Source organism: Streptomyces sp. NPDC051183 (genome assembly GCF_040682455.1).
Taxonomy (GTDB): domain Bacteria; phylum Actinomycetota; class Actinomycetes; order Streptomycetales; family Streptomycetaceae; genus Streptomyces.
On record NZ_JBFBBA010000010.1, the window covers coordinates 78379 to 93625 of the forward strand.

At 73.6% G+C, this 15247-nt stretch carries 11 protein-coding genes and 1 pseudogene; 7 read left to right on the plus strand and 5 right to left on the minus strand.

Annotated features, from left to right (window positions below):
• Positions 1 to 247: 247 nt before the first annotated feature.
• From AB0M99_RS11370 to AB0M99_RS11380, 3 genes are all read left to right on the plus strand, one after another.
• Positions 248 to 943, plus strand: coding sequence for a DUF6766 family protein (locus AB0M99_RS11370; RefSeq protein ID WP_365918988.1), 696 nt, complete (start codon positions 248 to 250; stop codon positions 941 to 943).
• Positions 944 to 1176: 233 nt separating this feature from the next.
• Positions 1177 to 3294: a PIG-L family deacetylase gene (locus AB0M99_RS11375; RefSeq protein WP_365918990.1), complete on the plus strand. Its 2118-nt coding sequence runs from the start codon at positions 1177 to 1179 to the stop codon at positions 3292 to 3294.
• A gap of 98 nt (positions 3295 to 3392) precedes the next feature.
• A complete protein-coding gene (locus AB0M99_RS11380; protein ID WP_365918992.1) occupies positions 3393 to 3887 on the plus strand; it encodes a hypothetical protein in 495 nt (164 codons plus the stop codon).
• A gap of 15 nt (positions 3888 to 3902) precedes the next feature.
• On the opposite strand, the gene AB0M99_RS11385 is transcribed toward AB0M99_RS11380, so the two are convergent.
• A complete protein-coding gene (locus AB0M99_RS11385) occupies positions 3903 to 5150 on the minus strand; it encodes a hypothetical protein (protein WP_365918994.1) in 1248 nt (415 codons plus the stop codon).
• A gap of 201 nt (positions 5151 to 5351) precedes the next feature.
• Here AB0M99_RS11385 and AB0M99_RS11390 point away from each other — a divergent pair, with 201 nt between their 5' ends.
• From AB0M99_RS11390 to AB0M99_RS11405, 4 genes are all read left to right on the plus strand, one after another.
• Positions 5352 to 6884: a DUF6056 family protein gene (locus AB0M99_RS11390; protein ID WP_365918996.1), complete on the plus strand. Its 1533-nt coding sequence runs from the start codon at positions 5352 to 5354 to the stop codon at positions 6882 to 6884.
• A gap of 93 nt (positions 6885 to 6977) precedes the next feature.
• Positions 6978 to 8414, plus strand: a complete 1437-nt coding sequence (locus AB0M99_RS11395) for a serine/threonine-protein kinase (protein WP_365918998.1) — start codon at positions 6978 to 6980, stop codon at positions 8412 to 8414.
• Between the two features lie 165 nt (positions 8415 to 8579).
• A complete protein-coding gene (locus AB0M99_RS11400) occupies positions 8580 to 9554 on the plus strand; it encodes a hypothetical protein (protein ID WP_365918999.1) in 975 nt (324 codons plus the stop codon).
• 13 nt (positions 9555 to 9567) lie between these two features.
• Positions 9568 to 10575 (plus strand): hypothetical protein, encoded by a 1008-nt coding sequence (locus tag AB0M99_RS11405; protein WP_365919001.1) that lies wholly within the window; start codon positions 9568 to 9570, stop codon positions 10573 to 10575.
• 11 nt (positions 10576 to 10586) lie between these two features.
• Here AB0M99_RS11405 and AB0M99_RS11410 read toward each other — a convergent pair whose 3' ends face one another.
• The 4 genes and pseudogenes from AB0M99_RS11410 to AB0M99_RS11425 form a co-directional block, all read right to left on the minus strand.
• Positions 10587 to 11507, minus strand: coding sequence for an aminoglycoside phosphotransferase family protein (locus AB0M99_RS11410; RefSeq protein WP_365919003.1), 921 nt, complete (start codon positions 11505 to 11507; stop codon positions 10587 to 10589).
• Between the two features lie 40 nt (positions 11508 to 11547).
• Complete coding sequence (locus tag AB0M99_RS11415; RefSeq protein WP_365919005.1) at positions 11548 to 12300, minus strand: 3-hydroxybutyrate dehydrogenase; 753 nt, start codon at positions 12298 to 12300, stop codon at positions 11548 to 11550.
• Positions 12301 to 12801: 501 nt separating this feature from the next.
• Positions 12802 to 13521, minus strand: a pseudogene (locus tag AB0M99_RS11420) (IclR family transcriptional regulator C-terminal domain-containing protein); the annotation flags it as partial.
• Between the two features lie 797 nt (positions 13522 to 14318).
• A complete protein-coding gene (locus AB0M99_RS11425) occupies positions 14319 to 14846 on the minus strand; it encodes a sigma-70 family RNA polymerase sigma factor (protein WP_365919007.1) in 528 nt (175 codons plus the stop codon).
• Positions 14847 to 15247 lie beyond the last annotated feature (401 nt).

Sequence of the window (15247 nt, forward strand, 5' to 3'; positions counted from 1 at the left end):
GGGTGCGCGCTGCTCCTGGCGTCCGCGGTGGCTCTCGGATCGGGCGGGTGCGGGGCGCCGGCGGCGCGGCAGGACGCCGCGGCCGCGGCAGGTGCCGCCTTCGGAGCCGCTGTCGGATCCGGTGACCGATCAGCCGTACGACTGCATGCTCAAGGGGGCATGAGACGTTGCGTTTCCTGTTCGTCGCCTGCCTGGTGGTCGTCGTCGGCGGGCTCGGCTACTTCATCACCATCGGGGTGTTCCAGCGATGGCCGAGGGCCGTGAACCACGCAGGGGCTTCTGGCGGGAGAACAGCCTGACCCTCTTCTTCGGCATCGCCTTCCTGGTGGTCCTGGCGTGCCAGGCCGTCGCGGGGCAGGCCGAGTTCAACGAACAGTTGACCGTGGACGGCCTCGAACCGATCGGCTTCGCCGACTACCTGGTGTCCTCGGAGTTCGCCGTCGACGTGACCGAGAACTGGCAGTCGGAGTTCTTGCAGTTCTTCCTCTACGTCTTCGGCACCGTCTACCTCGTCCAGCGCGGCTCCCCCGAATCCAAGGAGATCCACAAGGCCGGCACGGAGAGCGAGGCGGAACAGCGCATGGGTGACCACGCAGGCGCCGACTCGCCCCGCTGGGCCAAGACCAAGGACTGGCGCCAGACCCTCTACGCCCGCTCCCTGGGCACCGTCATGGGCGGCCTGTTCGTACTGTCCTGGCTGGCGCAGTCCATCACCGGCACCGCCGCCTACAACGACCTGCGGCTCCGACAGCTCGAAGACCCCGTCACATGGGCCGGCTACGTCGTCACGCCCGACTTCTGGAACCGGTCCCTGCAGAACTGGAAGTCCGAGCTCCTCGCGGTGGCGGCCATGGTCGTGCTGTCCATCAACCTGCGCCAGCGGGGCTCCCCGGAATCCAAACCGGTCGGCGCCGCCCACACCGCCACCGGCGTCGAAGGCTGACCGCATCCGCCCATGGTTGGAGCGGGCACCGGCCGAAGGGCCCGAAGCATAGCGAAAACGGGCATATTACCTATTCCATATCTTCTTCCCACATATGCCTCTTGAGGGTGTGTCAGTCACAAACGCGCGGGGCATAATCGGCGCGGTCGTCTCCGGAAGCAGTGGAGCCATCGGGGCACCGACTGACCTCCCAGGCGGATTTCCGCACCGGACCGACCCTCAAGGCGTTCTCGATGTCCCTGGCCAGCCGCACCCGCCTCGCGGCCCTGCTCGCCGCGTTCTCCGTCGGTGCCGCGGGCGTGACGACCTGGGCGTACGGATACGGGACCGAGCGGCAGCCCGCCGCCCCCGAGGCGGTCGTCCGGCCGAGCGTGACCGAGGGTTCCGCCCTCCAGGTCGTCGCCCATCCCGACGACGACCTCTTCTTCATGAACCCCGACCTGAGCCGTTCCATATCCACCGGCATCAAGGTCACCACCGTCTACCTGACCTCCGGCGAGTCCGACGGCCGGAACGAGGCCCACGGCCCGCACCTGCAGGACGCCGCGGGCCCCGCCGACCACGCCGCCTACGCGGAAGCCCGCCAGAACGGCATACGGGGCGCCTACGCGCAGATGGCCACCGGCAACCGCACCAGCGCCTGGCAGCGCAAGTCCGTACCCACCGCCGGCGGTGGCAGCGCGGAGGTGGACGTCCTCGTCGCCCGGCCCGAGGTCAACCTGGTGTGGATGCAGCTGCGCGAGGCCCGCAGCATCTCCGGCGACAACCCGGACAGCCTCCGCGGCCTGTGGGACGGCAGGGTCACCGCCCTGGGCGCCCAGCTGACCTCGGGGACGCCCGTCAAGGACTCCTTCACCTACACCAAGGAGCAGGCGATAGCGGCCATCGCGGACGTGTTCGCGATGTACCGGCCGACCACAATACGGACCCAGGACCCGACGCCCGGCAGGGCGGCGGGCGGCGGCGCCTTCCTCGACCACCAGGACCACATGTACGGGGCCCGCTTCGTACAGGCCGCCGCCGACAGCTACGCGCGGACCCCGGACCGGCCGCACTTCTCGGTCCAGAACTACGTCAGCTACCCCAACAGCTCGCTGCCCCCGACGCTCGACCCGCGGACGGCCGAAGAAAAGCTCGGCTACCTCAAGACCTACGCGTGGATGGACCGCCAGGACTGGTGCGGCAGCCCCGCCGGGTGCGGCGACCGCAAGACCGCGACCCGGCCCGCCGGCGCCGGCTGGAGCCAGGCCATCCGCTACAGCCGCGGCGACGGCACCTCCTGGATGGCCGAGGGCGTCGCCGGCCGGCTGTGGGCCTTCGCCGCACTGGACGGCCGCATGGCGTACTGGACGCGCAGCGGACCCGAGGCCCCCTGGCAGGGACCCCGCTTCCTCCCCGGCTCGGGCATCGACACGGGGGCGACCGCGGCCCGGCTGCCCGACGGCAGGATCGCGGTGCTCGCCACCCGCACCACCCTGGGCACGGCACCGCAGGACTACGGCCGGGACGTCGTGTACGCCGTCCAGAGCGCGCCCGACGGGGCGTTCGGCCCGTGGCAGTCGCTGGGCACGCCGGACACCGCGGACCGGTCCGGCACCTCGGCGATCAGCGAACCGTCCGTGTCCGTGGACCCGGCGGGCCGCATGACCGTGTACGTACGGGACTCCGGGCGCACCCTGCGCGCCCGGGCCCAGGCGGCCCCGGACGCCCCCTTCGGCGCGTGGCAGGCCCTGGGCGGCGCCGGTCTCCAGGGCGATCCGGTCACCGCGACCGACGCGTCGGGTCGGCGCCACGTGTACGCGGCCACGGCCGGGTCCGTGCTGGCCTGGGTCCAGCCGGCACCGGACGCCCCGCTCGCGGGCCCGTACCCGACCGGGCTTCCGCAGACCACGGGCGCGCTCTCGGCGGGCCCGGAGGGCGACGGCGTCCGCCTGTACTTCCGCCGGCCCGGTACGGGCGCCGTCGGTACGACCCTGGCCACGGCCGCCGCCGACGGGGGCGGGGGCGCGCCGCAGTTCTCCCCGGTGGCCGACGCGGGCGGCCGGGCCGGGTACGGCGCGGTGGGCATCGCGGGCCGCCTGCTCGCGGGCCGCGCGGGCGCCGGAACGGTCAGCACCGCGGGCGCGGAGGGTCCGGATCCGCAGTCCTGGCAGGAGTCCCGGATGCTGTACACCGGCGCCCCGGCCGCGGTGGCCGAGTCGGCCGGTACGGCCTTCGCGGCGGTCCTGGGCCTGGACGCCGAGCTCCACGTCACGCCACCCGCTCCGGCCGGCCCCGCGCCGCTCGGCAGCCGGCCCCCCGGCCCGTGGCACCGGGCCGTACCCTCCACCGCGGGACAGCCGCCGCGGTAGGCCCGCGCGCGCGGCCTGCGCCACCTGGAGCCGCCGGGTGGCAGCGCGGACCGGGGCGGGCGAGTATGCGGGCAGACCCGCCGGCGATCGAGGCTGCCATGACCCGTACCTCCACCTGGTGGCGACGCATGGGCGTGAGATCGGGCACGATCCGCGCCGTAGCCGCCGTCGCGATCCTCGCGCCGCTCGCGACCGGGTGCAGGAACGATTCCGTACCGCCTTGGGGGTACCCGGAGCTCGGGGCGACCTTGAAGTCGTTCTCCCACGCCCTCGACCGGCGCTGCGACGAGACGGCCCCGGCGGCCTGTGTGGACGAACTCGACCGGCTCGGCACGCTGGCGGAGCGCGCCTTCGGCGAGGTCCTGGAGCACGAGCTCCTCGACGACGGATACCTCCGGGCGAGGACCGATCTGGCCCGGGCGCGGGAACGCCGCGTGGCCGCCGTGCGGCAGGCCCGGTCCCGCAGCGATCCGCACCACCTCCCGCTGCGGCGCGCGGTCGCGGCGGAGAGGCTCGCGCTGCGGCGTCTCCTCGCCGAGCTGGAGAGCGTCCGCACCGCTCCGCCGCCGGGCGACGGGGCCGGGCCCGTCTGACGCGGCGCCGGGACCCTACGGCCGTAGCGGCGGGGTGGGGAGCGCCGTGCCGTCGAGCGCCACCAGGGACAGCACGGCTATCGCGCACGTCCACGCCAGCGGGGCGACCGATGCCGGCCTGCCCGACTTGTCCACCTTCTCGGGCAGTTCGCCGCGCCAGTCCCTCTTGGAGAGGACCCAGTCCAGGACCCGCCCGGCCTTCGCCGTCTGCCCCGTGGCGGCCCACGCGAGCGCGAAGAAGGAGGTACTGGGAGTCCAGGCGGTCGCCCCCCAGGGTGCCCCGGGATCGTTCCCCGGCGTGAGGCCCCCGTTGGGCAGGAGCAGGGCCTCGTACGCGGCATCGAGAGCCCGGGGCAGGTCGGCCGGGGCCGCGTTGAAGGGCGGCGCCATGAACGCCACCGCGCTGTCGTGCCCGTGGCGTCCGTCGACGGTGCGCTGGTATCCCAAGGGGGCGAACTTCGCGGATATCCCGGCGGAGAGCCGCCCGGCGGCGCGGGCCCAGCGTGCCGCGTCGGCCGGTCGGCCCGCCTGCGCGGCGAGGTCCGCGGCGGCGTTGAGCCCGGCCAGCAGAGGGGCGGCCGTGCCTATGTTCGCCGTGGTCGTCATCAGCTCCCAGTAGTCGGGCGAGACCGGGGGCAGTCCGTCGGCCCGCAGGGAGGCCGCCGCATGGTCGGCCGCCTTGCGGACCATCGGGTAGAGGCCGGCCAGCCGGGCGCCGCGGCCGGCCCGGGGCGCCGCCTGGTACCACTGCCAGGTGGCCCAGGGGACCCAGCCGTTGGCGTCGAGCTGCCACCTTCTGCCGTCCGGCGGCCCGGATCCGTCGAGCTTCGTCCGCGCGTCCCAGGTGCCGTCCTTCCGCTGGGTCGCAGCGCTGTAGCGCAGTATCCGGTGGGCCTCGGCGTCATGGCCGGTGTGCGCGAAGGCGGCCGCGGCGAAGCTGGAGTCGCGCGGCCAGGAGTACTTCCAGCCGTGCTCCCACCCCGCCGCGAGGGCGCCGTTCGGCTGCAGCAGGGCGCGCATGGCCAGCAGGGCGCGCTCGGCCGCCGCGCGCTGGGCCGGCGTCCTGCCCGGGACCGCGCCGGCGGCGAGCCACTCGCGGTTCTCGGCGTGCGACCAGCCCGACGGCAGCCGCAGGACGTCGCTCAGCCCGTCCCGGGCCCCGGTGTCACCGCTGCCGCGGTGTCCCGGGCCGGAAGCAGGAAGGACCAGGCTCGCGAAGGACGCCGTGACGGCCGCCCAGCGAACGAGCAGGGCAGCGGGCATCACCACTCCTTCCGTCGGGCTCCCGTGCGCACGCGAGCCGGAGCTCCATCGTGGGAGAGGGGTGCGGGGCCCGCCACGAAATGCCCGCCGGCCGGGTGAAGGCGGAACCTCGCGGTCTAGCGGCCCCGCCCCTCGGATGCCGGTGGCGAACAACCGTGCACATCATGGTTCCGGCCGAGCCTCGCTGCGAAGGGCTGGTACATGAGAACTCCTTCGACCGGGGGCGACGCGGGCCGGGGAAACGGCCGGGGAAACGGCGGCCGGGGAATCGGCCGGGGAATCGGCCGTCACTCCTTCACCCGCGGAATCCCGCCCGCAGCGGGCGCGATCCTCGTCGCGGCGGCCGGAGCCCTGATCGCCGTCGGGTGTTTCCTCGGCCTCTACGTGCGGCCCACATCGGACGACTGGTGCGCCGGCTGGAAGGCCCGCGACCTGGGAGTCTTCGGCATCACCTCGGACTTCTACCGGACCCAGAACGGCCGGATCACCAATTCCTTCCTCAGCGGCGTCATCTACGGTGACGGACTGGCCGGAATCAAGATCCTGCCGACGGTGATCGTCGTCACCTTCACGGTCGGCCTGGTCCTCCTGGGATACGAGTTCATCCGCCTCCTCGGCGGAAGACCCCGGGTACTGGTCCTGACCGCCTGCGCGCTCGTCATCCAGGCACTGCTCTACTTCGCGGGAACGCGCAGCTATCAGGTGCTGCTGTGGGCGCCCGCCACGATTTCGCACACCATTCCCAGCGTCATCGGGGTGTGGGCGCTCCTGCTGGCCGTCCTGACCGTCCGCCACCCCCGCGCCGCCGTACGAACCGGCGGCTTCGTCACGGCGTTCCTCATCGGATTCGCGATCGGCACCCTGAGCGAGCCGTTCGCGCTCGTCAGCGGTCTGCTCGCCGTCGGAGTAGGGCTGCTGGCCGTGCCCCGCCTCGGACTCGCCCGGACCTGGCGCCCGTTCACCTGGTGCCTGACCTGGTGCGCCGGACTCCTGTGCGGCCTGATCGTGCTCTACACCTCTCCCGGCGCCCGGTGGCGCCGCGCCCAGCAGCCGGACAAGGAGTCCCTGCTGTCCGCGCGCGAACTCAGGGGCACCGTCCGGGACTGGCTGCACATGTGGGACACGGTCACCGGCCAGTGGGCCTACCTCGGAGCCGCCGCCGTCGGCATCCTCCTGGGCCTGCTCGGAAGGCCCGAACTGCGCCGCATCGCCGTCCCGCGCAGGATGCTGGTCGCCCTGGTGCTGCTCCCCGTGCCGGTGGTGGTGCTCGGCTCCCTCGCGGTGGTGGTCGGCCTGCGCGGCGGCTACGGCCCGAGCGGGTGGACGTACGCCCGTACCTGGACGAGCTACCTCGTCCCCATGGAACTGGCGCTGTGCCTCTACGGCGCCCTGCTCGGCGGACGGGCCCGCCGGTCCCTGGCAGCCCGCCCGAACGCCGCCGTGGCCCTGCCGACCGCGGCCCTGGCGGCCGGCGGGCTGGCCCTGGCGTCGGTGGCCGTACTCGTCCCCGATGTCCAGCAGCTCACCACCGCCACGGTGTCGCGCGCCGTGGCCTGGGACGCCCAGAACTCCCGCATCCGCGCCGAGGCCGCCAAGGGCGCCACGGACATCGGTTATCGGCCGATGTACATCGGAAATCTGGCCGAGCCCTTCTACACGTCCGACTACCGGCGTGACTGGGTCGCCGCCTGCCTGTCGAAGTGGTACGGAATCCACCGGATCCACCGCCTCTGAACCGCGCCCGAGGAGACCTTCCCCACCCGGACCGGTGAGCACCGGATGTGTAACGTTCGGTGTACTTGAACACCGCTGACCTGGGAGGGGATCGTGGGGGCGGAACTGCCACCGCGCGGCTACCGCGTCGGCGGCTGGGAGGTCACCGAGCAGATCGGGGCCGGTGGGTGGGGCACGGTCCATGCGGCACGACCGGCCGGCGACGCCGACGCCACCGACCCGGCTGCGGGCCGGGAGGACGTGGCCCTGAAGTTCCTGCCGACCGCCGGGCTCGCGCCGCGCCAGGCCCGCAAGGTCGCGGAGACCGCCCGGCGCGAAGTCGAACTCGGCCGCCGGGCCGGCCATCCCAGGCTGATCCGCTTATGGGACTCGGTCCTGCTCAGCGAACCGGAACACCCGCTGCTGGACGGCGCGATCGTCCTGGTCATGGAGCGGGCCGAACGCAGCCTGCGGAACCTGCTCGACGCCGGGGCGACGGCCGAGGACGAAGGCGCCCGGCTGATCACCGAGATCTGCGAGGGCCTGGTGCACCTGCACCGCAGCGGCTGGGTGCACGGCGACCTCAAACCGGACAACATCCTGCTCATGGCGGACGGTTCGGTGAAGCTCTCGGACTTCGGGCTCGCCACGGAACTGACCGGCACCCACGGCACCCACGGGTACGCACCCCCGATGGGCACCCTGGACTACCTCCCGCCCGAGCGGTGGAACGCCCCGCTCGGCGAGCGCGGGGTGCAGGTCCGGCCCAGCGCCGACATCTGGGCCCTCGGCATCGTGATCCACGAGGTGTTCGCCTCCGGGGCCCTGCCGTTCCCCGGTGCCACGCCCGGGTCGCGCGGCGCCGCCACCCAGGAGTACGCCCACGGTCTGGCACCACTGCGCCTGGACGACGCGGTGCCGCCGTTCTGGCGTGCGCTGGCCGCGGACTGCCTGGCCCCGACCCATGCAGCGCGCGCCGCGCACACCGCCGAGAGCCTGCTGGCGCGCATCCGCGCGCGGGAGGCCGAAGCCGGGGCGGAGCCGCCGGACGCGGGCCCGGTCCCGCGTCCGGCGGCCCGTAGGCGAAGCGGCGCCCGCGCCGCCGCGGTGGCCGCGGTGGCCGTCGCCGGGTGCGCGGGGGCCGCGGCGCTGTGGTCGTACGCCGCACGGGACGGCGCGCCGGGCCCCGGCCCCGAAGCTGTCGGCCCGATACGGGTGTTCAACGCCGAGAAGAGCTGCCGCGACCGTACGGACCGGCACCCGCAGTGCAGTCTCGGCCTGGCGATCGACCCCCTGAAGGCGTACACCGCCGACAACGTCGTCGCGACCCGGGTCTGGCACGGAGACGTCCTCCACGCCGACTGCCGGATCACCCAAGGGGTGCCCATCATCGACGAGTCGGACGCCGTGTCCACCGAATGGTTCCGCGTCCGCCTCCCCCTCGGCTCCGCACCGCCCACCGCCTGGCTGCCCGCCGTGCGCACGAAGGACCACCCCGAACTGCCCCAGTGCCCCCGCCCCGCAGACGGCGCCTCCAACACGAATTCCTAACAGGGAACTTCGCACGCCGTCACTCCGGATCGTTCCGGATGCCTTGCCGGCAGCCCCCGCGACTACCTTCCGCCGCAAGGTGATTCCGAGGCGAAGGAGCAGGCCGTGTCCGGCTTGGCTGCTGCACGACGCGCGAGATTCAGGATGTCGTCGATCCTGCTGGTCATGACGGCCTTGTCCACCCTGGCCGGACCGGCCCGGGCGGCGCAGGTCGCGAGCGAGGTGCCCGGCCCCCTCGGGCACACCGCGACGGCAGAGGTGTACTGCGCCATTCCCGCGGAGCGGGACATCGCCGTGACCCGCAAGGTCTACGAGGTCGGCCAGCGCCGGGGCGTGTCCGACAAGGTGATGCTCGCCGGCTTCGAGACGGGCTGGGTCGAGTCCCGCATGAACAACCTCGACTGCGGGGACCGGGATTCGCTCGGCGTCTTCCAGCAGCGGCCCTCACAGGGCTGGGGCTCGCGGGAGCAGATCCTCGACGTCGACTACGCGGCGAACAAGTTCTTCGAGGTGGCCCAGCAGATGGAACCCGGCATGGAGGGCAGCACGGCCGGGCAGCTCGCCCAGGCCGTCCAGCGCTCCGCCTACCCGGAGCGGTACGACCAGGTGGAGGGCATCGCACGGGCCCAACGGGACGAGGCGTTCCAGCCGTACGGCACGATCGGCGCGAAGTACGACGCCCTGCGCGGGCGCGACGGCGCACTCGGCTGGCCGGTCCGCGCCGAGGAGGACTCCTCGCTGGGCGGGCGCTTCCAGCTGTTCCAGAACGGGATCGTGATCTGGCGTCCGGACGTGGCGTACGCCGTGTACGGGGACATCCTGCAGAAGTTCTGGGCGACGGATGCGGAGCGTCGTTGGGGTTTCCCGACGATGGACGAGGCGGATGCGGCGCAGGCGCCGGACGGGACCCGGGGCCGGTACCAGTTCTTCGAGCAGGGGTTGTTCCTGTGGTCGCCGCAGACGGGGACGCATGTGGTGCACGGGGCGATCTACGAGGCTTTCCATGCGGCGGGGCACGAGAAGGCGCTGGGTTACGCGGTGACCGACGAGATGGACGAGGCGGGCGGCAAGGCCCAGAAGTTCCAGAAGGTCACCATCCACTGGAACCCCGCCAAGGGCACCTGGATCACCAACAACTGACGGGGAGACAGTCATGCGATCGCTGATCCTTCGGCGTGCGCTCGCGGCGGTGACGCTGACGCTGGCGGCCGTCGCCGCCACGCTCGGCGCGGCGCCCGCCGCGAGCGCCTCGGAACCCGGCGGCATGATCGGGCGGGGCGAGGCGATGGACCGCGCCTGGTCGTGGATCGCCGAGCGGGTGCCGTACAGCCAGAGCGGATGCCACAACAACCAGTTCGGCTGCTATCGCCCGGACTGCTCGGGCTTCGTGTCGATGGCCTGGCACCTGAACTCGTCCCTGACCACCTGGGACCTGTGGAACGTCACCGACGAGATCCCCGCGAGCGACCTGCAGCCCGGTGACGCCCTGCTGCGCGACTCCGGCGGCACGGACCACGTGGCGCTGTTCCTGCGGTGGGCCGACGATGCCCACACCCGGCCCGTGGTGCGCGAGACGTACGACTTCGGGCAGGTGGCCGAGGAGCGGGCGTGGAACGACGGACTGCGGGGGTTCTCGCCCCGCCGGTACCACCGGCTGGACGACCTGATGCCGTACGGCACGATCGGCGCCAAGTACGACGCCATGGGCGGCCCGAGCAGCCCGCTGGGCGCCCCGACCAGGGGTGAGCGCGATGCCTCGCTGGGCGGACGCTTCCAGCAGTTCCAGAACGGGATCCTGATCTGGCGTCCGGACGTGGCCCACGCGGTCTACGGGGACATCCTGCAGAAGTTCTGGGCGACGGATGCGGAGCGTCGTTGGGGTTTCCCGACGATGGACGAGGCGGATGCGGCGCAGGCGCCGGACGGGACCCGGGGCCGGTACCAGTTCTTCGAGCAGGGGTTGTTCCTGTGGTCGCCGCAGACGGGGACGCATGTGGTGCACGGGGCGATCTACGAGGCTTTCCATGCGGCGGGGCACGAGAAGGCGCTGGGTTACGCGGTGACCGACGAGATGGACGAGGCGGGCGGCAAGGCCCAGAAGTTCCAGAAGGTCACCATCCACTGGAACCCCGCCAAGGGCACCTGGATCACCAACAACTGACGACCGGGAGGTCAGGCGGTCGGGAGGCCCTGGATGTCGTGCAGGGCCTCCTTCACCGCGCGCCTGCCGATGCCTGCGAGGACCGGGTTGACCGGGTTCACGATGCGGTAGTAGTGGTCCGCCGTGAGCCCGAAGGCCAGGGCCCAGCCCCGCCCCCTGGCCCACGTGTCGTCGTCCACCTCGGCGGCCTCCCGGAACAGGCCGCGGGTCTCGGCCGTGAAAAGGGTCCAGGCGGCCATCACGTCGACGGCGGGATCGCCGACGCCGAGGGCGCCGAAGTCGATCACGGCGCTCAGCCGGCCCCGGTCGGCCAGTATGTTGCCCGGCAGCAGATCGCTGTGGACCCAGACCGGATCCCCCTGCCACTGCGGCAGCCGCAGGACCGACTCCCACGCCCCGGTGGCCAGGTCCGCGTCCACCGTGCCGTCGGCGCCCAGAGCGCGGATCGCCTCGCGGACATCGGCGTCGCGGGTGGCCACCGGGCCGCCCCGGTAGGACGCGGGCCCGCCGGTGGCGTCGACCTTGCGCAGGGCGGCGACGAAACCGCCGAGCTCGACCGCCGCGCCGGCGAGTTCGGTGAGCGGCTCGTCGTACAGGTTGGCCCCGTCGAGCCACCCGTACACCGACCACGGAAGCCCGAACTCCGCCCCCGGGACGCCCAGGCCGAGCGGCACGGGTACGGCCATCGGCAGGTGCGGGCCCAGACGGGGCAGCCAGCGCTGCTCCTTGTCGACCTGCCGGGCAGAGCCCGGGACGCGCGGCAGCCGCACCGCCATGTCCTCGCCCAGCCGGTACATGGCGTTGTCCGTGCCCGCCGAGGCCACCGCGGAGACGGGCAGTGCGGCCCACTGCGGGAACTGCGAAGCGATCAGGCGCCGTACGAGGGGCTCGTCGATGTCGAGCTCGTCGGCATGCATCTTCGCGGTCGTCATCGTGATCCCCTCGGGTGGAGCGAAAGGCCGGGCGGCAAGATCAGTTTGCCCCCCAGCCGCCGTCGAGCGGCAGCGATATTCCGGTGAGGTGGCCGCTGTGGGGCCCGCACAGCCACAGCGCGGCCGCCGCGACCTCCTCGGGCTCGATCAGCCGCTTGATCGCGGACCGGGCCAGCAGCACCTCGGACAGCACGGCGTCCGGGCTGATCCCGTGCGCGGCGGCCTGGGCCTCGATCTGCGCCTCGACCAGGGGAGTGCGTACGTAGCCGGGGCTGATGCAGTTGCTGGTCACGCCGTACGGGGCGCCCTCCAGCGCGGTGACCTTGCTGAGCCCCTCCAGCCCGTGCTTGGCCGCGACGTAGGCGGACTTGAAGGCGCTGGCCCGCAGGCCGTGGACGCTGGAGATGTTGACCACGCGCCCCCAGCGGGCGCCGTACATGTGCGGCAGCACGCGGCGCAGCAGGAGGAACGGCGCGGTGACCATCACCTGCTGGATCAGGGTGAAGCGCTCGGGCGGGAACTCGGTGAGCGGGGCGACGTGTTGCAGCCCGGCGCTGTTGACCAGGACGTCCACGGCGGTCGGCAGGTCCTCGATGGCGGCCGGGTCGGACAGGTCGGCGGTGTGGGCCTGCCCGCCCACCGCCCGCGCCGCGGACGCGGCCGACTCCCCGTCACGGTCCACGATGTGCACGCGGGCCCCGGCGGCGGCCAGGGCCACCGCGCAGGCCCGGCCGATGCCGCTGCCGCCGCCCGTGACGAGGGCGACCCGCCCCCGAAGGAATTCGCTGGTCATGGCGGGCAACAGTAGGCACCGGCGGGTACGCCGCCCATGGTGCGGGGCGCCATACTCGCGGCCGGTGCCATGGTGCCCCCGCACACGGGGCTCTCAGGTGCGCAGCACCACCAGCCCGTTCGCGGTCGGCAGGCTGCCCGGGCTGAGCGGGGCGAAGGTGCGCGGCAGCGCCAGCCGCGGCGGTCCGGTGTCCGCCGGGGCGTCGAAGAGGTACGCCGCCGCCGCGGTGGTGTCGCTGACCAGGTGCGGGCCGTCGGCCGCGGCGCCGGTACGGGCGAGCGGCGCGAGGGCGGTGCGGAACAGGCTCCGCAGGTGCCGCACGGTCTCCGGGGTGACGGCTCCGCGCAGCGGCTGCTCCGGGAGGCACAGCGCGGCGTCGGCCTCCGGGGCTTCGAGCGCGGCGCCCCCGGCCCCGTCGGCCCCGGCGCGCCCGTCCGGGGCTTCGGGGCCGGTGACGCCCTCCGCCACAGCGTCCGGGGCGTCCGGGGGGATCGCACCCGACAGCAGCAGGGCCAGCAGCACCGGTACGGCCTTGCGGCGCAGCGCCTCGGTGGCCGCGCTCAGCCTGTGGGCGTGCGCGGCGGGCAGGGAGAGCGCGAGGCTGCCCGCGGCGTCGCCGGTGGCGATGGGCACCGCTGCGCAGACGACGCCGGGGGAGTACTCGCGCAGGTCGAAGACGGGAGCGCCCGGTGCGAGCGCGTCCAGCGCGGTGAACAGGGCCCGGCTGTCGGTGATCGTGTGCGGGGTGAGCCGGGCCGGCCGGTGCCGGGCCACGTGGTCCGCGCGCCGGTCGTGGTCGAGCTGGGTCAGCAGGCACTTGCCGACCGCGCTGGCGTGCGCGGCGTCCCGGAAGTCCACCCACTCCCGCACCGGGGGGGTTCCGGGCCCGTCCGCCATCTGGGTGATCCGGACCTCGCCGTCGGTGTACCGGCTCAGGTACACGGCCGCGCCCGCGCTGTCCCGGGCCAGTGCCAGCGTGCGCTGGAGCTGCCGGGCGAGGCCCCGGCCGCCGGGGGCCGCGAGCCGGTCGAGGGCGGGCCCGCGGCCGTACACGCCGACGCCCGGGCGGTACGCGTACCCCTCCTCGCACAGCATCGCCAGCAGCGGGACGAGCTGTGCCTCGGCCAGGCCCGCCTCCCGCCGGAGCTGCGCGACCCGCACTCCGAGCGGATGCCGTTCGAGGACCCGTACGACGGCCAGGGCGCGGCGCGCCTCGGCCAGGGCTTCGCCCGCGTCGGCCCGTACTTCGGTCCCGCGGGCGGCGGCCGTCAGCGCGGGGTGGCGCAGCGGGCCCGGGCTCGGGCGGGGCGGTTCGGCCGGGACCGCGGCCGCGTGCGGCGGCGACCGGAACGCGGCCAGGACGGCGGTCAGCCCGGGCCGCGGCAGCGGTACCGGGCCCAGGTCGGGGTCGTCGAGCTGGTCGACGTAGCGCAGGACGGCGGCCTGTGCGCACAGCCGCACCTCCCGCAGGTCCCGGCGGCCGCTCGGCCGGAACGAGCGCCGGCCCAGCTCGCGCGCCCAGACCCGGGCGTCGTGGTGCTCGCCGCGCCGGGAGTGGTCGAGGAAGAGGCAGTAGGCGGCGGGAGCGGTCCGCGCGCGCCCGGACCCGGCGGCGAACTGCCACCAGAAGCGGGCCCCCTCGCGCAGCCCGGCCAGGTGCAGGAGGCAGCCGAAGACCAGGGCCCCGGGCAGGTGGACGCGGCCGCCGGTGACGAAGGAGTCGAGGTCGGCTCCGGCGCGGGGCCCGCACACGGCGGCGAGGCAGACGGCCTTGAGGTCGCGCCGAGCCCGTTCGGAGTCGAGCGGGCAGTCCCGCACGGGATCGCTCCAGCCGTACGACCGGCGCCGGGCGGGGGCCGCCGACGCGGAGCGCCGGGTACCGCGCAGCAGCCGGGCCTCGGCGGCGCCCATGTCGTAGTGCGGATAGCGGTCGCGGACGCCGGCCCGGGCCAGGAACTCGGCCAGGGAGCGGGGGAGTCCGCCGTCGTCGCGCCTCATGCTCGGGCTCATGTTCCGGCTCATGATTCGGCGGGCGTGTCGAGCAGGCGGGCGAGCCGCCGGTGCGCCTGGCCCAGCTGCGAGCGGACCGTGGCCTCGTCCACGCCCATCACGGCCGCGGCCTCGCCGGGGGTGCACTGGAGCCCGTACCGCAGCAGCACGGCGTCGCGCTGCCGTTCGGCGAGCCGGGACACGGCGGAGTAGAAGCGGATGGTGTCGGTGAGCACCTCGTACTGGTCGGTCTCCGCGTGGGCCTCCTTGAGCGCGGCCTCGAAGGCACTGATGTCCATCGGCTCCGGCCAGGGGCTCCGGCGGCGCTGCCGGTCGACGATGCGCTGTTTGAGGACGGTCCAGGCGTAGGCGTCGAGGCGGTCCATGTGAAGCATCAGCAGCCACTCGTTCATGATCGAATCGAAGGCGGCGTCCACCGCCTGCTCGGCCGCCGCGTCGGAGCCCAGCTGCAAGTACGCGAAACGCATGTACGCCGGGCGCCGGTTGGTGTGAAAGGCCCAGTACGACAGGCGCGCCGTCGGATCCCACTGACTCATGGGCGTCGGCCGCCGTCGCCGGCTCGGTAGTCCCACAGCCCCACCGGACTCCTCCGGTCCGCCATCGCTCACCGCTCCACCCCATCCCGTGTGCCGGGCCAGGAAATCAGCGCGGGCGCATCAGGAGGGCGCATAGATGAAAGCTGGGAGCATTACGTTCGGTGATGACCGACCTGTGATCGGTATCGATCACGCCCCCGCCCAACCAGCGCAAACGCATATGCCGTCCTCATTCGCGCGCCGCCGCGGGCGTACGAGGCGTGATGATCGGGCCCGCACGGGCGCGCGGCCCCGGCTGCCGGTCGGGGGGCCGGTTCCCCCGCTGTAGCATGTCCCCAGCGCGAGGGCCGTGACGCAGTGGTCACTGTCCTCGCTTCTGCGTTACGCCCACCCCGAAGAAA

Coding starts and splice junctions, on each gene's coding strand:
- AB0M99_RS11370 (WP_365918988.1), top strand. CDS start 248: ATGGCCGAGGGCCGTGAACCACGCAGGGGCTTCTGGCGGGAGAACAGC.
- AB0M99_RS11375 (WP_365918990.1), top strand. CDS start 1,177: ATGTCCCTGGCCAGCCGCACCCGCCTCGCGGCCCTGCTCGCCGCGTTC.
- AB0M99_RS11380 (WP_365918992.1), top strand. CDS start 3,393: ATGACCCGTACCTCCACCTGGTGGCGACGCATGGGCGTGAGATCGGGC.
- AB0M99_RS11385 (WP_365918994.1), bottom strand. CDS start 5,150: ATGCCCGCTGCCCTGCTCGTTCGCTGGGCGGCCGTCACGGCGTCCTTC.
- AB0M99_RS11390 (WP_365918996.1), top strand. CDS start 5,352: ATGAGAACTCCTTCGACCGGGGGCGACGCGGGCCGGGGAAACGGCCGG.
- AB0M99_RS11400 (WP_365918999.1), top strand. CDS start 8,580: ATGACGGCCTTGTCCACCCTGGCCGGACCGGCCCGGGCGGCGCAGGTC.
- AB0M99_RS11405 (WP_365919001.1), top strand. CDS start 9,568: ATGCGATCGCTGATCCTTCGGCGTGCGCTCGCGGCGGTGACGCTGACG.
- AB0M99_RS11410 (WP_365919003.1), bottom strand. CDS start 11,507: ATGACGACCGCGAAGATGCATGCCGACGAGCTCGACATCGACGAGCCC.
- AB0M99_RS11415 (WP_365919005.1), bottom strand. CDS start 12,300: ATGACCAGCGAATTCCTTCGGGGGCGGGTCGCCCTCGTCACGGGCGGC.
- AB0M99_RS11425 (WP_365919007.1), bottom strand. CDS start 14,846: ATGAGTCAGTGGGATCCGACGGCGCGCCTGTCGTACTGGGCCTTTCAC.